This is a genomic window from Salmonella sp. 5800, assembly GCF_046558195.1.
In the GTDB taxonomy this organism is placed as follows: Bacteria; Pseudomonadota; Gammaproteobacteria; order Enterobacterales; family Enterobacteriaceae; genus Salmonella; species Salmonella enterica.
The window spans coordinates 224,055-239,019 of record NZ_JBGDOX010000004.1 but is presented as its reverse complement, the minus strand read 5'-3'; the positions used below and the strand labels follow the sequence as shown (position 1 = coordinate 239,019).

The 14,965-nt window shown below is 52.9% G+C and carries 11 protein-coding genes and 2 pseudogenes; 6 read left to right on the top strand and 7 right to left on the bottom strand.

From position 1 onward, the window contains the following. Positions 1–4: 4 nt before the first annotated feature. Positions 5–2,047 (bottom strand): oligopeptidase A, encoded by a 2,043-nt coding sequence (gene prlC, locus ACLJZ5_RS10435; protein WP_021000874.1) that lies wholly within the window; start codon positions 2,045–2,047, stop codon positions 5–7. Positions 2,048–2,228: 181 nt separating this feature from the next. Continuing rightward, a complete protein-coding gene (locus tag ACLJZ5_RS10430) occupies positions 2,229–3,500 on the bottom strand; it encodes an acid phosphatase (RefSeq protein WP_024797730.1) in 1,272 nt (423 codons plus the stop codon). Between the two features lie 210 nt (positions 3,501–3,710). Here ACLJZ5_RS10430 and ACLJZ5_RS10425 point away from each other — a divergent pair, with 210 nt between their 5' ends. Both ACLJZ5_RS10425 and gorA read left to right on the top strand, forming a co-directional pair. Next, entirely contained in the window at positions 3,711–4,553 is an 843-nt protein-coding gene (locus ACLJZ5_RS10425) for a 23S rRNA (adenine(2030)-N(6))-methyltransferase RlmJ (RefSeq protein WP_000954233.1), read from the top strand. Between the two features lie 104 nt (positions 4,554–4,657). Continuing rightward, entirely contained in the window at positions 4,658–6,010 is a 1,353-nt protein-coding gene (gorA, locus tag ACLJZ5_RS10420; RefSeq protein WP_000160773.1) for a glutathione-disulfide reductase, read from the top strand. Between the two features lie 46 nt (positions 6,011–6,056). Here the strand turns inward: gorA and ACLJZ5_RS10415 are convergent. From ACLJZ5_RS10415 to ACLJZ5_RS10405, 3 genes and pseudogenes are all read right to left on the bottom strand, one after another. Beyond that, positions 6,057–6,387 (bottom strand): annotated as a pseudogene (locus ACLJZ5_RS10415) (asparaginase domain-containing protein); the annotation flags it as partial. Next, positions 6,314–6,538: pseudogene (locus ACLJZ5_RS10410) on the bottom strand (SIS domain-containing protein); the annotation flags it as partial. The pseudogenes ACLJZ5_RS10415 and ACLJZ5_RS10410, both read right to left, overlap by 74 nt. A gap of 157 nt (positions 6,539–6,695) precedes the next feature. Then, positions 6,696–7,415, bottom strand: a complete 720-nt coding sequence (locus tag ACLJZ5_RS10405; protein WP_023224158.1) for a GntR family transcriptional regulator — start codon at positions 7,413–7,415, stop codon at positions 6,696–6,698. 325 nt (positions 7,416–7,740) lie between these two features. On the opposite strand from ACLJZ5_RS10405, the gene ACLJZ5_RS10400 reads away from it, so the two are divergent. Further along, entirely contained in the window at positions 7,741–9,390 is a 1,650-nt protein-coding gene (locus ACLJZ5_RS10400; protein ID WP_000934254.1) for an alpha,alpha-trehalase, read from the top strand. Between the two features lie 12 nt (positions 9,391–9,402). Here ACLJZ5_RS10400 and ACLJZ5_RS10395 read toward each other — a convergent pair whose 3' ends face one another. Then, positions 9,403–10,992 carry an STY4199 family HEPN domain-containing protein gene (locus tag ACLJZ5_RS10395; protein ID WP_000185014.1) on the bottom strand — a complete coding sequence of 530 codons (1,590 nt, stop codon included), beginning with the start codon at positions 10,990–10,992 and terminating at the stop codon, positions 9,403–9,405. A gap of 280 nt (positions 10,993–11,272) precedes the next feature. On the opposite strand from ACLJZ5_RS10395, the gene ACLJZ5_RS10390 reads away from it, so the two are divergent. Further along, positions 11,273–11,629 carry a glycoside hydrolase family protein gene (locus tag ACLJZ5_RS10390; protein ID WP_001120252.1) on the top strand — a complete coding sequence of 119 codons (357 nt, stop codon included), beginning with the start codon at positions 11,273–11,275 and terminating at the stop codon, positions 11,627–11,629. Positions 11,630–11,634: 5 nt separating this feature from the next. Here ACLJZ5_RS10390 and ACLJZ5_RS10385 read toward each other — a convergent pair whose 3' ends face one another. Beyond that, positions 11,635–12,237 (bottom strand): helix-turn-helix transcriptional regulator, encoded by a 603-nt coding sequence (locus ACLJZ5_RS10385; RefSeq protein ID WP_023218886.1) that lies wholly within the window; start codon positions 12,235–12,237, stop codon positions 11,635–11,637. Between the two features lie 630 nt (positions 12,238–12,867). Between ACLJZ5_RS10385 and ACLJZ5_RS10380 the strand changes: the two genes are divergently transcribed. Both ACLJZ5_RS10380 and yhjD read left to right on the top strand, forming a co-directional pair. Further along, complete coding sequence (locus ACLJZ5_RS10380; RefSeq protein WP_024798344.1) at positions 12,868–13,767, top strand: LysR family transcriptional regulator; 900 nt, start codon at positions 12,868–12,870, stop codon at positions 13,765–13,767. Positions 13,768–13,839: 72 nt separating this feature from the next. Beyond that, the gene (yhjD, locus tag ACLJZ5_RS10375; RefSeq protein ID WP_000191235.1) at positions 13,840–14,868 is read left to right on the top strand and encodes an inner membrane protein YhjD; all 1,029 of its coding nucleotides are present in this window, start codon (positions 13,840–13,842) and stop codon (positions 14,866–14,868) included. Positions 14,869–14,965: the final 97 nt, after the last annotated feature.

Genomic DNA, 14,965 nt, shown 5'->3' with positions numbered 1-14,965 from the left:
AAAATCAGCCTTTAATCCCGTAATGCTCCAGCATCGCGTCCAGTTGTGGTTCACGGCCACGGAAGCGTTTAAAGAGTTCCATCGGCTCTTCAGAACCACCGCGAGTCAGTATGTTATCAAGGAACGACTGACCGGTCTCACGGTTGAAAATGCCTTCCTCCTCAAAGCGGGAATAAGCGTCCGCCGCCAGTACGTCGGCCCACAGATAGCTGTAGTAGCCTGCCGCATAGCCGCCAGCAAAGATATGGCTGAACGCGTGTGGGAAGCGGCCCCATGTCGGTGACGGCACCACGGCGACCTGTTTTTTGATTTCAAAGAGCGTCTCAAGAATTTTCGCTCCTTGCTGCGGGTTAAATTCCGCATGCAGACGGAAATCAAACAGGCCGAACTCCAGTTGACGCAGAATAAACAGCGCCGCCTGATAGTTTTTCGCCGCCAGCATTTTATCCAGCAGTTCCTTCGGCAACGGCTCGCCGGTTTCATAGTGGCCGGAGATAAACGCCAGCGCTTCCGGCTCCCAGCACCAGTTTTCCATAAACTGGCTTGGCAGTTCGACCGCGTCCCACGGCACGCCGCTGATACCGGAGACCCCGGCGGTCTCAATGCGGGTCAGCATATGATGCAGGCCATGACCAAACTCGTGGAACAGGGTGATCACTTCGTCATGGGTAAACAGAGCGGGTTTACCGTTCACCGGACGGTTGAAATTACAGGTCAGATAAGCGACCGGCTTTTGCAATGTGCCGTCCGCTTTACGCATCTGACCGACACAGTCGTCCATCCACGCCCCGCCGCGTTTGTGTTCGCGCGCGTACAGGTCAAGGTAGAAGCTGCCGCGCAGCTCGTTATTTTCGTCATACAGTTCAAAGAAACGCACTTCCGGGTGCCAGACATCAACATCAGTACGCTCTTTGGCGGTGATGCCGTAAATACGTTTCACCACTTCAAACAGGCCATTCACGGCTTTGTTTTCCGGGAAGTACGGACGTAGCTGCTCATCGCTGATGCTGTACAGGTGCTGTTTTTGCTTTTCACTGTAGTACGCGATATCCCACGGTTGCAGCTCCTCAACGCCAAATTCGGCTTTGGCGAAGGCGCGCAGCTGGGCCAGCTCTTTTTCCCCCTGCGGACGGGCGCGTTTCGCCAGATCGGTTAAGAAATCGAGCACCTGCTGCGGATTTTCCGCCATTTTGGTGGCCAGCGATTCATGGGCATAATTTTCGAAGCCCAGCAGTTGCGCCAGTTCATGGCGCAGCGCAAGAATTTCTTCCATCACCGGGCTGTTATCCCACTTACCGGCGTTCGGCCCCTGGTCGGAGGCGCGAGTGGAATAGGCGCGATACATCTCTTCACGCAACGCCTGGTTGTCGCAGTAGGTCATCACTGGCAGATAGCTCGGGATATCCAGAGTCAGCAGGTAACCTTCCTGCTCTTTGGCTTCCGCCTGGGCTTTAGCGGCGGCGAGCGCGCTTTCCGGCATTCCCGCCAGCTCGGCTTCGTTGGTGATGAGCTTCGTCCAGCCCATGGTGGCATCGAGCACGTTATTGCTGTACAGGTTGCCCAGCTCAGACAGGCGGGTGGCGATTTCGCCGTAACGCTGCTGTTTCTCTTTCGGCAGGCCGATGCCGGACAGTTCAAAATCACGCAGCGCGTTATCAACCGCTTTCTTCTGCGCGGTATTCAGAGTGGCGTAATGATCGCCGTCGCGCAGGTCGCGGTACGCGTTGTACAGTCCTTCATGTTGCCCAACCCAGGTGCTGTATTCAGACAGCAGCGGCAGCGTCTGTTCGTAGGCTTCACGCAGCTCCGGGCTATTTTTCACCGAGTTTAAGTGGCTAATTGGCGAGAAAATACGCCCCAAAACATCGTCGGCTTCCGCCAACGGCTGGCAGAGGTTTTCCCAGCTATACGGCGCGCCATGCGCCACAACGCCTTCTACCGCCGCCCGGCAATCGGCCAACGCTTTGGTGACCGCAGGCACCACATGCTCCGGTTTAATTGCAGAAAAAGGCGGCAGTGAAAAAGACGTTAGTAATGGATTGGTCATATGCGCAGTCCTGTAGAAGAAGGTGAGTGGAGCGCGCTTTTGGCGCTCTCGCGATGAGATCTAGAATGGGGGATAGTAAGGGGAATTTCAATGATGGACAGCGTACAGACGTGGGTATCGCTGCAATAAGCCGCCCCTTTAACATCATCCCGGCTTACGTTTTATCAGCCGGGTGACAACGTCAGCGCGTTTTTCTCGCCATCTCGTAAGCAGCGGACAGATCCAGACGCTGCCAGAACTGTTGATCCTCGTTCTCGCCCGACAACGGATATCCTGCCGGTAACGCCGTCTCTTCCATTAACGCCTGACGCTGCGCTGGCGACAGGTTCGGCAGCGCTGTCTGTAGCAGAACATCGGCGCCTTTTGGTATTTTCAACGGCTGATGCTCGCCTTTCTGTTGCGGCAGGTTATAAGTCATGGTGAAGCGGTAGAAGGTATGCATAGCCGGATCGCGGTACGGATCGTCTTTTCCGGCCGATGCCGCGCATTCGACAATCGTCGTACCGCACTCTTTCACCAGCGCCTCGCGCAGTTGGGCGCGAGCTTCGTTGAATAACGTACGGTAATACGGATCGTTAAGATAATGCGCGACATTACGCTGCGCGACCATCCGCGCGCCCATCACATCCAGCGGATAGTGTACGCCAAGAACCAGGCGAGAATAGCCATAACGCGCGCCACGAATCACCAGCGCATCAAAGCGTTCCGGGATCATTTCCGCCATCAACAGCGCATCCGTATAACCGGTATTCGTGTGTCCGCTGGGGAAAGCACCGCCACCTGCGGTATAAGGATGACCATCTTTTACCACCACATCATCCGGCGTCAAATGGATAGTATTACCCGGCACCTGGTAAGGACGCGGGTAATGAAAATATTTTTTCGCCGCGCCGGTGCTGACTTCCGAGGCTTTAATCAACGCTGCCGCTTTGCCCAACTCACCTTTATCATAAGCGGTGAGAAATGCCCGCCCCAGCCGCGGCCCCATTGCGTCGCTCAGGAAATAGAGATACTCCACGCTTTCCGCATCCGCCAGCGCCTGGTGACGGGTATTAACATCGGCATCGTGATTAATCGCCGTCACCGTCGCCAGATTGTCTTTCAATACTGCTTCCGGCAATGTATTGAAGGCGGAAAGTAGGGTAATCCCCATCTGTTGATTCTCAGTAGTATGAAAATCATAACCGCTAGCCTGTAACCAGGCATTATCCGCCTGGATGGAATTCTGTCGCATCTGAGCCAGGGCGTCGCGAGTCAACGCGGCGGTATCGCCTTGTAATGCCTTACGCAACTGTGTCAGCCATTGAGCCTCAAGGTCATTAAAGGCGACGCTCGCCGAGTCGGGCGTCACGCTTTTCGCTATCGACTCCGCCTGGGACAGGGGAATATCTTTCGCCAGTGCCGGCATCGCCAGCGCCAGAGATGACGCCAGTACAGTAATGTGTAGTTTCATTATGGTTCCTTTCATTAAAAATAACGCCAGGTCAAAACTACTACCTTGCCCACAGGCGATGCTGGCCTGCGCAGTTGACGGTTTGATGATACGAACACGTCTTGCAATACTTTCACAACGCGCGAAACAACATGGCGGTACTGGGGTAATCTGCGCGGATCTGCGGTAAACTATCGGCTAACTTGTTTACTTCCCGGAATATCTGCATCCATGCTCAGTTATCGTCACAGCTTTCACGCTGGCAACCACGCCGACGTCCTTAAACATACCGTTCAGAGCCTGATCATCGAGTCGCTAAAAGAGAAAGAAAAACCGTTTCTCTATCTGGACACGCACGCGGGCGCGGGGCGTTATCAGTTGGGCAGCGAACATGCTGAACGTACCGGAGAGTATCTGGAAGGCATCGCCCGTATCTGGCAGCAGGACGATCTGCCCGCCGAACTGGAACCGTATATTAGCGTCGTAAAACATTTCAACCGCAGCGGGCAGTTACGCTACTACCCGGGCTCCCCGTTAATCGCCCGCCAGTTGCTGCGTGAGCAGGACAGTCTGCAACTCACGGAATTGCATCCCAGCGACTTCCCACTGTTGCGCGCGGAGTTTCAAAAAGACAACCGCGCCCGTGTGGAACGCGCTGACGGCTATCAGCAACTGAAAGCCAAATTGCCGCCGGTTTCCCGCCGCGGTCTGATCCTCATTGACCCGCCTTATGAAATGAAAACCGATTACCAGGCGGTAGTCAGCGGCATCAGCGAGGGTTATAAACGTTTCGCCACCGGGACATACGCGCTATGGTATCCGGTGGTGCTCCGCCAGCAAATTAAGCGCATGATTCATGATCTGGAGGCCACCGGCATCCGTAAAATCCTGCAAATTGAGCTGGCGATCCGCCCGGACAGCGATCAGCGCGGGATGACGGCCTCCGGTATGATCGTGGTTAACCCGCCGTGGAAACTGGAGCAGCAGATGAACAACGTGCTACCGTGGCTGCACAGCAGGTTGGCGCCAAACGGTCACGGACACACTTCGGTAAGCTGGATCGTGCCGGAGTAATCACAGCCATCGGTGGAACCTTTCACCTTCAGGTATACAATCGCGAATATTTTGGCGGGTAGCGCAGAATCTATCCGTCCGACAACGAACATAAAGGAGCGGTCATGACCAAACACTATGATTACATCGCTATCGGCGGCGGCAGCGGCGGTATCGCCTCGATTAACCGCGCCGCTATGTACGGCCAGAAATGCGCGCTCATCGAAGCCAAAGAGCTGGGCGGTACCTGTGTTAACGTGGGCTGCGTGCCGAAGAAAGTGATGTGGCATGCCGCGCAGATTCGTGAAGCGATTCATCTGTATGGCCCGGACTACGGTTTTGACACCACGATTAATCAGTTCGACTGGAGCAAGCTGATTGCCAGCCGTACCGCGTATATTGACCGCATCCATACTTCATACGACAACGTGCTGGGCAAAAATAACGTGGATGTGATTAAAGGCTTTGCCCGCTTTGTCGATGCCAAAACCATTGAAGTGAACGGCGAAACCATCACCGCCGACCATATTTTGATCGCTACCGGCGGCCGTCCGAGCCATCCTGAGATTCCAGGCGTGGAATACGGCATTGATTCCGACGGTTTCTTTGCGCTGTCTGCCTTGCCGGAGCGGGTCGCGGTGGTAGGCGCAGGTTATATCGCCGTTGAACTGGCTGGCGTTATCAACGCGCTGGGGGCGAAAACGCATCTGTTTGTCCGTAAACATGCGCCGCTGCGCAGTTTTGACCCGATGATTAGCGAAACGCTGGTTGAGGTGATGAACGCCGAAGGCCCGCAACTGCATACTCACGCCGTGCCGAAAGCGGTGGTGAAAAACGCCGACGGCAGTCTGACTCTGGAACTGGAAGATGGCCGCAGTGAAACCGTTGATTGCCTGATCTGGGCCATTGGTCGCGAACCGTCGACCGACAATATTAATCTGGCGGCAGCGGGCGTGAAAACCAATGAAAAAGGTTACATCATTGTCGATAAATTCCAGAATACCAACGTTGAAGGCATTTACGCCGTTGGCGATAACACCGGCGCAGTGGAGTTAACGCCAGTCGCCGTCGCCGCCGGTCGCCGTCTCTCCGAACGCCTGTTTAACAACAAGCCGGACGAGCATCTGGACTACAGCAACATCCCGACCGTGGTCTTTAGCCATCCGCCTATCGGCACCGTCGGGTTAAGCGAGCCGCAGGCGCGCGAGCAGTACGGCGACGAGCAGGTAAAAGTCTATAAATCATCGTTTACCGCTATGTATACCGCGGTGACGACGCACCGCCAGCCGTGCCGTATGAAGCTGGTCTGCGTCGGGCCGGAAGAAAAAATTGTGGGTATCCACGGTATCGGCTTCGGCATGGATGAAATGTTGCAGGGCTTCGCAGTGGCGCTGAAGATGGGCGCTACCAAGAAAGACTTCGATAATACCGTCGCTATTCACCCGACCGCATCGGAAGAGTTTGTGACCATGCGTTAATATCTTGTGCGCCCATCTTCAAGGGTGGGCGCACAAGCCTGCATGATTAATACGTACTGAAATAACTCTGGATCAGTTCCGGATTACGCGTCTGAGTTAATGCCGTCATCAGCAACACTCGCGCCTTCGCCGGGTTGAGCGAGTCAGACACCAGCCCTGGCTGCCCTTGCGCCATCGGCGCTGATTGCCGACGCGGGCCGCATTGCAGCGGTAAACACCACCGGTTTGTCGCTTTTCACGGTCAAATTAAGAAAGTAGGCGGTTTCATCGAGCGTGTCAGTGCCATGAGTAATGACCACACCGTCAACATCGTCCCGCGCCAATAACGCATTCACCTTCTGTGAAAGTTTCAGGATAATATCGCTGGCCATATTTTTTCAGGAAGTTTAACGCGCGTTCATCCACCGCCCGCGTATTGCCCTCGGAAAACTGGAAGAAGAAAGGCGTATTCGCATCGGTAATTTCAAACGGCCCGTGGAAAAACTCACCGCTATGAATACAGGCGGAATGTATCCATTGCATTTCCATTAAAGATACAGGCGAGGATTCGCCATAAATGAATCATAATGTATTGTTATTTTTATATGACATTTAAAGACATTTTATCAAGGTGGAAACCAAAAAAAATCGGGATCCGCGATCTGGATCCCGATTCAGCCTGCTCTTCGTTAGCGTAATGCTGACATCATACGGTAAACCGTATTTTATCGCCGACAATCAACTGTTGCGAAACGCAGGAGAGTTCTCCTTTGTTATCAATCATTTCACTTTTTATCAGGATCAGCGGATAACCCTCGTTGACGCTAAGATAATGGGCGACTTCAAAGCTGGCATAAACCAGTTCGATCATCTTACGGGAGTGGGTAAACCATAAGTGGTGTTTCTCGCGTAAGCATTCATACAAAGAGTGATTATTAAGATCTTCGTCCAGCAAAAACGCAAAACGTGGGGGAAGATGTACGGTTTCCAGCGATACCGCCACATCGTCGGCATAGCGGATACGTTCAATGACGACCGCTTTTTCGCCATCGTTCATATTCAGTAACGCTTTTGTCTCATCGTCTACCGATTCAAAAACGGATTTGATGGTGCGTGACCCCGGGCGACGTCCCTGGGACTGGCATAACTCGCTGAAACTCATGATGCCGGTCATACTGCGCTGAAATTTCTCACCAGAGACAAAGGTGCCTTTGCCGGAGACACGGGTCAGCAAATTTTCACGCGTCAGCGCATCCAACGCCTTACGGACCGTGACCCTGCTCACCTGCCAGCGCGCGCTCAGTTCATTTTCCGTCGGGATCTGCTGGCCTGGTTTATACTCTCCACGCGCAATGGCCTCTTTTAAGGCGGCTTCAAGCTGCTTATAAAGCGGTTTGGCGCTTTTACTGTCGGGTTGCTCGATCATTTGTATCCATTTGTATTATCATGGTGCCATAGCTTGTATTATAACTATTTACGTTACCTTTGCTTGTGAATCCACGCCATGCGGCGACGTAGTGATACCGCTATGAAACGAATGTTCTGATTTTAGGTCTGGGGCGGGCGTCATGAAAATAGGATTTTCGCAATACTATTCAGTAAGTTATGAAGTGTTTTTCTTGAGAGACAAATTGCAAAATGTGATCTATCGCACACTTTGCCACTCAGGTATCGAAGCGAATGTCTACGCTTAATAGACAGCCGGGCAACACCCGTATCTTTTACGACGCAAGCCGGAGGTCCTTGTCATTATGCTCAACCAGAAATTAAACCCCACGCCTTCTGAAGATCTGACTATTGATGTCGATCTGCTTTATGAAACAGACCCGTGCGAGTTAAAGCTGGATGAAATGATCGAGGCGGAACCGGAGCCGGAGATGATCGAGGGGCTTCCCGCCTCTGACGCCCTGACCCCTGCCGATCGGTATCTCGAACTGTTCGAGCATGTACAGTCAACAAAACTGTTTCCAGACAGTAAAACGTTCCCGGACTGCGCGCCGAAGATGGACCCGCTTGATATCCTGATCCGCTACCGTAAGGTCAGACGCCACCGTGATTTTGACTTACGCCGCTTCGTCGAGAACCATTTCTGGCTACCGGAAACCTTATCCAGCGAGTATGTCTCTAACCCCGAAAACTCGCTCAAAGAACATATTGACCAGCTTTGGCCGATACTGACGCGCGAACCGCAGGATCATATTCCGTGGTCTTCGCTGCTGGCGCTGCCGCAATCCTATATCGTGCCGGGAGGCCGCTTTAGCGAAACCTATTATTGGGACTCTTATTTTACCATGCTGGGTCTGGCGGAAAGCGGGCGCGAAGATTTACTTAAATGTATGGCGGATAATTTCGCCTGGATGATTGAAAACTATGGCCATATTCCCAACGGCAACCGGACCTATTATCTGAGCCGCTCGCAGCCGCCGGTTTTCGCCCTGATGGTTGAACTGTTCGAAGAAGATGGCGTACGCGGCGCGCGGCGTTATCTCGACCATCTCAAAATGGAATACGCCTTCTGGATGGACGGCGCCGAATCGCTGGCGCTCAACCAGGCTTATCGCCACGTTGTGCGGATGCCGGACGGTTCCCTGCTGAACCGCTACTGGGACGATCGCGACACGCCGCGCGACGAGTCCTGGCTGGAAGATGTCGAAACCGCAAAACACTCCGGTCGTCCGCCCAATGAAGTCTACCGGGATTTGCGCGCCGGGGCGGCGTCCGGCTGGGACTATTCTTCACGCTGGCTACGCGATGCGGGCCGGCTTGCCAGCATACGTACGACCCAGTTTATCCCTATCGATTTGAACGCTTTTCTGTATAAACTGGAGAGCGCTATCGCCAATATTTCAGCACTGAAAGGCGAACGTGACACCGAGGCGCTATTTCGCCAGAAAGCCAGCGATCGACGCGCCGCCGTGAACCATTATCTGTGGGATGATGAAAACGGCTGTTATCGGGACTATGACTGGCGACGCGAAGAAATGGCGCTCTTTTCCGCCGCCAGTATCGTGCCGCTGTATGTCGGTATGGCGAACCATGAGCAGGCCGACCGTCTGGCAAACGTGGTACGCAGCCGTCTGTTAACGCCCGGCGGGATTATGGCGACCGAATACGAAACCGGCGAACAGTGGGATAAACCGAACGGCTGGGCACCGCTGCAATGGATGGCGATTCAGGGCTTCAAACTGTATGGCGACGATATGCTGGGCGATGAAATCGCCCATAACTGGTTAAAAACGGTGAACCATTTTTATCAGGAGCACCATAAACTGATCGAGAAATACCATATTTCCGGCGGTACGCCCCGCGAAGGCGGCGGGGGCGAGTATCCGCTACAGGATGGATTCGGCTGGACCAATGGCGTGGTGCGCCGCCTGATTGGCCTTTACGGAGAGCCTTAACCTGCTCCGGCCTCAGTGAATCGCATCATAAATGGCTGACTGAATTTTCAGCCATTTTTTATTGTCTGCGCTGGGCCGGGCCTGAGCGCGCAGTCGGGCCTGCTCCGTATCGTGCTGCTGGCGCGTCACAACAGCCGGAACGGTGCAAAACGTTTGCAAATAGGTTTTATGCATCGCGGTCAGCGGCGCGCCGCTCGACATGTCATGACTTAACGTTGTGATAAATCGTCGGCAGGGTTTGACCTCATCCATCAGCGCGGGATAACGCAACAACAGTTGCAGCACCTCGGTATGTCCTGCCGCAAACGCCTGCTCCGTCCACGCGAGCTGCCAGTTCATTCCGCCCTGGAGGAACAGCGCCGTCACCCGCGTATCATTGCGCTCTATCGCCGCCCGCATGGTAAACGCATCCCAGGTAATCCCCATATGATTGAGCGTTTCCCGCGCGGAAGGCGCCTCGCGCGGCGGTTCATCCTGCGCCATTGCGGGAGCTTGCCCGTTATCGGAGCCTGGCGACGACGAACTAAATAGCCAGAACGCGCCCGCCAGTATCGCCAGCGTCATGACGCCAACCCCGCCCCACAAAGCGCCGGAAATAAGTTGCTCACGCTCTTCAGGCGTACGCGGAGGCCGTTTACGCGGTGGTTCTATGCTCTCGCTAATCTCATGCTTATCTCCCCCGGCCTGCCGATCTTTAAGCCGCGCGGTTTCCCAGAACTGGCGCAATTCACGTTCATCCGCCAGCAGAAACGAAGCGGGATTCACGCGAGTACGTTTTTCGGCATAGGCGCGCTGGATGGGCCGAACGATTTGCTGATACTGAACGTTTAGCAGCATAAGCTGCGCTGAGGTGAGCGGCTGCCTGGCGATAACCTCGTTTCGCGCGAGGCGGCAATCATCCAGAAACATACGCAGGGTGGTGCGCGACTCGGCGAACAGCGTTAACGCTGAGGCGTCATTAAAAATTCTGACGTAATGACGGGCAAATAATTTTTTATCGACCACCATAAGCGCCAGTTCGCTGAACAACATGCCTTCCAGCGCATGTTGATCTTCTCCCTGTTTTAACCACTGGCGCAAACGGTCCGGGCCAAAATTTTGCTTGAGGTAGTGATTCAGCGACGCCCGATCCGGCCATGCGCGCGCAATAAGCGCTTTTAACGTCAGTTCTATCGCTCGAAGCTGACGCTGCGCCTCAAGATGCGCCTCCTGGTCGGGGTCTTCCAGCTCAGTTTGATACGTCAGTAGCGGCTGCTGCTGACGTAGATGTTCCAGCGAGGTGACAAAACGCAACGCGGCAAGGAGTTGATTTTCGCTCACCTCTTGCCCGCTGTCATACTGGGGAACATGCTGCTGAAGGTGACGCAGTTGCAGCATAAACTGGCTCAACTGCGCGTCATTTATCCGCAATTTTTTCGCCACCGCGCCCCAACCGCCCAGGTTAAGACGCGCCTGCTCAAGTTGTTCCATGAACCACCGGGGCTCTTTTCCCTCAGTGGTATGAATACCCAGCAGCAGCAGGATTTCTATTGATGCCTGGCGGATAATCCCCAGGCTATGTTCAAAAGGCGCGCGTGTCGCCTGCGAAGCGCTATTCGTCATTATCTTCCCTAAAAAGACGATCCCGCGACGAGATCTTCGTTTTCTTTTAATTATGTTTTTTCATAGATATAACAGATTTAGCCACATTTCAGTGACTTAATCTTAATGATTGCAAATTTATAAGAAGATCGGTTACTAACCAAAAACATCAGTTTTTCATTCTGTCAACGCGGCGTGACGCTGAACGGCATAGACCTTTTCCCTGCCTGCGTTTGGCCGTCTGACCGCTAGCCACGCTTGCAGCACACTTTATAATCGCGCTTTTTATGAGAAAGATGCCATGCCGCACATTTCATCTCGCTTTAGCTCCGCCTGCATCGCGTTTATTAAACAGTGGCAGGGTCTGTCGCTGGAAAAGTATCGCGATCGGCAGGGTAACTGGGTGATTGGTTACGGGCATATGTTGACGCCGGATGAGACGCTGACGTTCATTACGCCCGAACAGGCGGAGGCATTCTTACTGGATGACCTCAATAGCTGCGATATGCTGCTACAGAATTGTTTGCCGGAACTTAATGATCGGTTTCAACGCGAAACGCTTATTGCGCTGATGTTCAGCATCGGACATCAGCGTTTTTTATCATTAATCAATACGGGTGATATTTCACAGCCAGAAATAAGCGGACTGCGAATTTAACGCCGTTAATTCGATTCATTTAACATCATGGCGGCCTGGGTACGATTTTTTACATCCAGCCGCCGGTAAAGCGACTCCAGATGCGCTTTAACCGTCCCGGTACTAATATTTAACGCCCGCCCAATTTGTTTATTTGATTCTCCTGCGGCAAGCATCTGTAAAATTTCCCGCTGGCGGGCGCTTAACGCTTTTATATCACGGGACTCCAGCTCCGTTGAATTTAACCAATCCCCCGGTAAAAACATCATCCCGCGAGCGACAGCATTGAGCGCAAGGACAAAGGTTTCGGCATCAGAATCGCGTGGCACCACGGCCTGAACGTTAAATTGCATCACTTCATGCAGCCACTTTTGACTGCCACCCATCGCTGTGATAATAATCTTCACCTCCGGAAATTGCTGCGCGGTTCTTTGTAACACCTCGCGGCAAAATTCAGCATCCAGGCCGCTATCCAGCATGACCAGCGCATCCGGCGCGCTTTCTATTTTTTGCCAGAGTTCTTCTGCCTGACCGACACTCTGGATACTTATTCCTGGAATGTGCTGCTGCAAACTGATTTTCATTCCATGAATAAATATTGACTGCCTGTCAAACATGATTACCTGCATTACTTTTCTCCACCTGGGTAAGATAATAGTCTCAAGATGAGGAAGGGTATTACCCGTAGGGTAAAATAAGAAGTCGCTATTTGGTATAGGCCATTTTACCGATAGTCATTGGTTGAGGAAGGGAAAGGTTATGAATATTTACAGCTTCAACATCGGGATTACAGAATTCGCTAAAATTAGCGTTTTAAAGTAAGGAATATCTTATTAGCGCGAACAGCCAAGGCTAATTTGAATATTAATTTAATGAAGAGTACGCCTGGCGTGTCACAAAGGAAATATCTGCTTTTCGCCTGATGTGTTACAAAAAATAAAGTAGCACATTTTGTTAAAAAATAGCCAATCCGCCTGAAAACCGCGACGATGGGTCAATGACAATACCGTGTATGTACATGCATTTCTCTCTCCCACTGCACCCGCGGCTATCAGCGTGTTTTACCGCTCTCGTCCCGTTTATCGGCTTTTTGGCGCTAAAAAGCCTGGCCGGAAGGCGATAAATCCGCCGCGCAACGCGATCAGACGTATTCGTCACGCGAGCAATGATTGCGAAAGGGCTTATTAGATGCTAGAAAATCAATAAAACCAGCCGCTTCAGCGTCACTGTTTCAATAAAAACAATAATAGAGCCTGATGATGGATAAAATATATGCAATGAAATTGTTTGTACGCGTGGCGGAACGGGAAAGTTTTTCCCGTGCAGCAGAGGATATCGGCCTTCCCAAAGGCAGCGTCTCACGGCAAATACAAGCGTTAGAACATCAACTGGGCATCCGCCTGCTCCACCGCACCACCCGGCGGGTACAGCTTACTCAGGACGGAATGGTTTACTACGAACGGGCAAAAGATTTGTTGAGTAACCTGGATGAACTGGAAGGTCTTTTCCAGCCTGATCCCGCCAGTATCAGTGGCAAAATACGGGTAGATATACCGCCATGTCTCGCAAACAGCCTCATCATGCCGCGCCTGCCCACTTTTTTGCATCAGTATCCCGGCATTGCGCTGGAACTTTGTAGTAGCGATCGACAGGTCGATTTACTACGGGAAGATTTCGACTGCGTGGTGCGTACAGATCCGCTACATGCGCCAGGGATACTTACGCGCCCGCTTGGCAAACTGAGAAGGGTGAACTGCGCCAGCCCACAATACCTGGCGCGCTTTGGGTATCCAGAAAACCTTGACGACCTCGCCTCACATGCGGTGGTGCATTATTCATTAACGCCGGGAGTCTCTTCACCGGGTTTTGCCTTTGAAACTCCCCACGATATGCAGTGGGTAAAAACCGGCGGAATGCTAACGGTAAACAGTACGGAGACCTGGCATACGGCCTGTCTGGCAGGATTAGGAATCATTCAGACGCCGCGCATTGCTGTACGGGAGGCGTTACGCGCCGGAACGCTCATTGAAATTTTACCGCAATATCGCGCCGCTCCACTGCCGGTGACGCTGCATTATCCCCATCGCCGTAATCTTTCCCGCCGGGTACACCTGTTTATGGTATGGCTGACGGAAACCATTAAAGAGGCCGCAGAGTAGCCGCATTTTCAGCATCCACCGGGGAGAAGCTATACTGACATATTCTATTAATGATGAAGGACTACCGACCTGATGACGCAGGAAAATGACGTAAAACGCCCTATTCAGGAACTGGAGCACGACCCGATACAAAAAATAAAAACGCAGCCGCATGACGCCCCGGAAAAAAACGAAAAGGCAAATCAGGCGTTGCATTCCGTCACCACCCTGATGCAAAAAATTCAGCGTCAACCAATGGTGGCCCACCTCATTCGCGCGACCGAACGTTTTAACGATCGACTGGGTAATCAGTTTGGCGCGGCTATCACCTACTTTTCGTTTCTGTCGATGATCCCGATAATGATGGTGTCCTTTGCCGCGGCAGGTTTTATCCTCGCCTCGCACCCTAATCTACTGGAAGATATTTTCAGCAAGATATTGATGAATGTGAGCGATCCTACGCTGGCGTCCACGCTTAAAAATACGATTAATACGGCGGTTCAACAGCGTACCACGGTAGGGCTGGTCGGACTGGGTATCGCGCTCTATTCCGGCGTTAACTGGATGGGCAACCTGCGGGAAGCGATTCGCGCCCAATCACGGGACGTCTGGGAGCGCAAGCCACAGGATCAGGAGAAAATCTGGCTCAAATATCTGCGCGATTTTATCTCGCTGATTGGATTATTAATCGCTTTAATCATTACGCTGTCCATTACTTCCATCGCCGGTTCCGCCCAGCAGATGATCATCTCCGCCTTGTATCTCGACAGCATCGAATGGTTAAAACCGGCCTGGCATTTGATCGGTCTGGCCATCTCTATTTTTGCCAACTATCTGCTTTTCTTCTGGATTTTCTGGCGACTGCCTCGCCATCGTCCCCGTAAAAAAGCGTTGATTCGCGGGACATTTATCGCCGCTATCGGTTTTGAGGTGATTAAAATCATTATGACCTATACGCTGCCGTCACTGGTGAAATCGCCTTCCGGCGCGGCGTTTGGCTCCGTACTCGGTCTGATGGCCTTCTTCTACTTTTTTGCCCGCCTGACGTTATTCTGCGCGGCCTGGATAGCCACCGCCGAATATAAGGACGACCCGCGAATGCCGGGTAAAACGCAACGCTAGTCTGCGGCTTGCTGCCGGATGGCACGCACGGCGTCGTCATTCGGCCTACTGGCGTGTGGTCCCAGGCCGGGCAAGCAAAGCGTACCCGGCGGTACAA

Bases quoted from the DNA above. Each gene is read 5' to 3' on its own strand.
- prlC (WP_021000874.1), bottom strand. From the start codon at position 2,047: ATGACCAATCCATTACTAACGTCTTTTTCACTGCCGCCTTTTTCTGCA.
- ACLJZ5_RS10430 (WP_024797730.1), bottom strand. From the start codon at position 3,500: ATGAAACTACACATTACTGTACTGGCGTCATCTCTGGCGCTGGCGATG.
- ACLJZ5_RS10425 (WP_000954233.1), top strand. From the start codon at position 3,711: ATGCTCAGTTATCGTCACAGCTTTCACGCTGGCAACCACGCCGACGTC.
- gorA (WP_000160773.1), top strand. From the start codon at position 4,658: ATGACCAAACACTATGATTACATCGCTATCGGCGGCGGCAGCGGCGGT.
- ACLJZ5_RS10405 (WP_023224158.1), bottom strand. From the start codon at position 7,415: ATGATCGAGCAACCCGACAGTAAAAGCGCCAAACCGCTTTATAAGCAG.
- ACLJZ5_RS10400 (WP_000934254.1), top strand. From the start codon at position 7,741: ATGCTCAACCAGAAATTAAACCCCACGCCTTCTGAAGATCTGACTATT.
- ACLJZ5_RS10395 (WP_000185014.1), bottom strand. From the start codon at position 10,992: ATGACGAATAGCGCTTCGCAGGCGACACGCGCGCCTTTTGAACATAGC.
- ACLJZ5_RS10390 (WP_001120252.1), top strand. From the start codon at position 11,273: ATGCCGCACATTTCATCTCGCTTTAGCTCCGCCTGCATCGCGTTTATT.
- ACLJZ5_RS10385 (WP_023218886.1), bottom strand. From the start codon at position 12,237: ATGCAGGTAATCATGTTTGACAGGCAGTCAATATTTATTCATGGAATG.
- ACLJZ5_RS10380 (WP_024798344.1), top strand. From the start codon at position 12,868: ATGGATAAAATATATGCAATGAAATTGTTTGTACGCGTGGCGGAACGG.
- yhjD (WP_000191235.1), top strand. From the start codon at position 13,840: ATGACGCAGGAAAATGACGTAAAACGCCCTATTCAGGAACTGGAGCAC.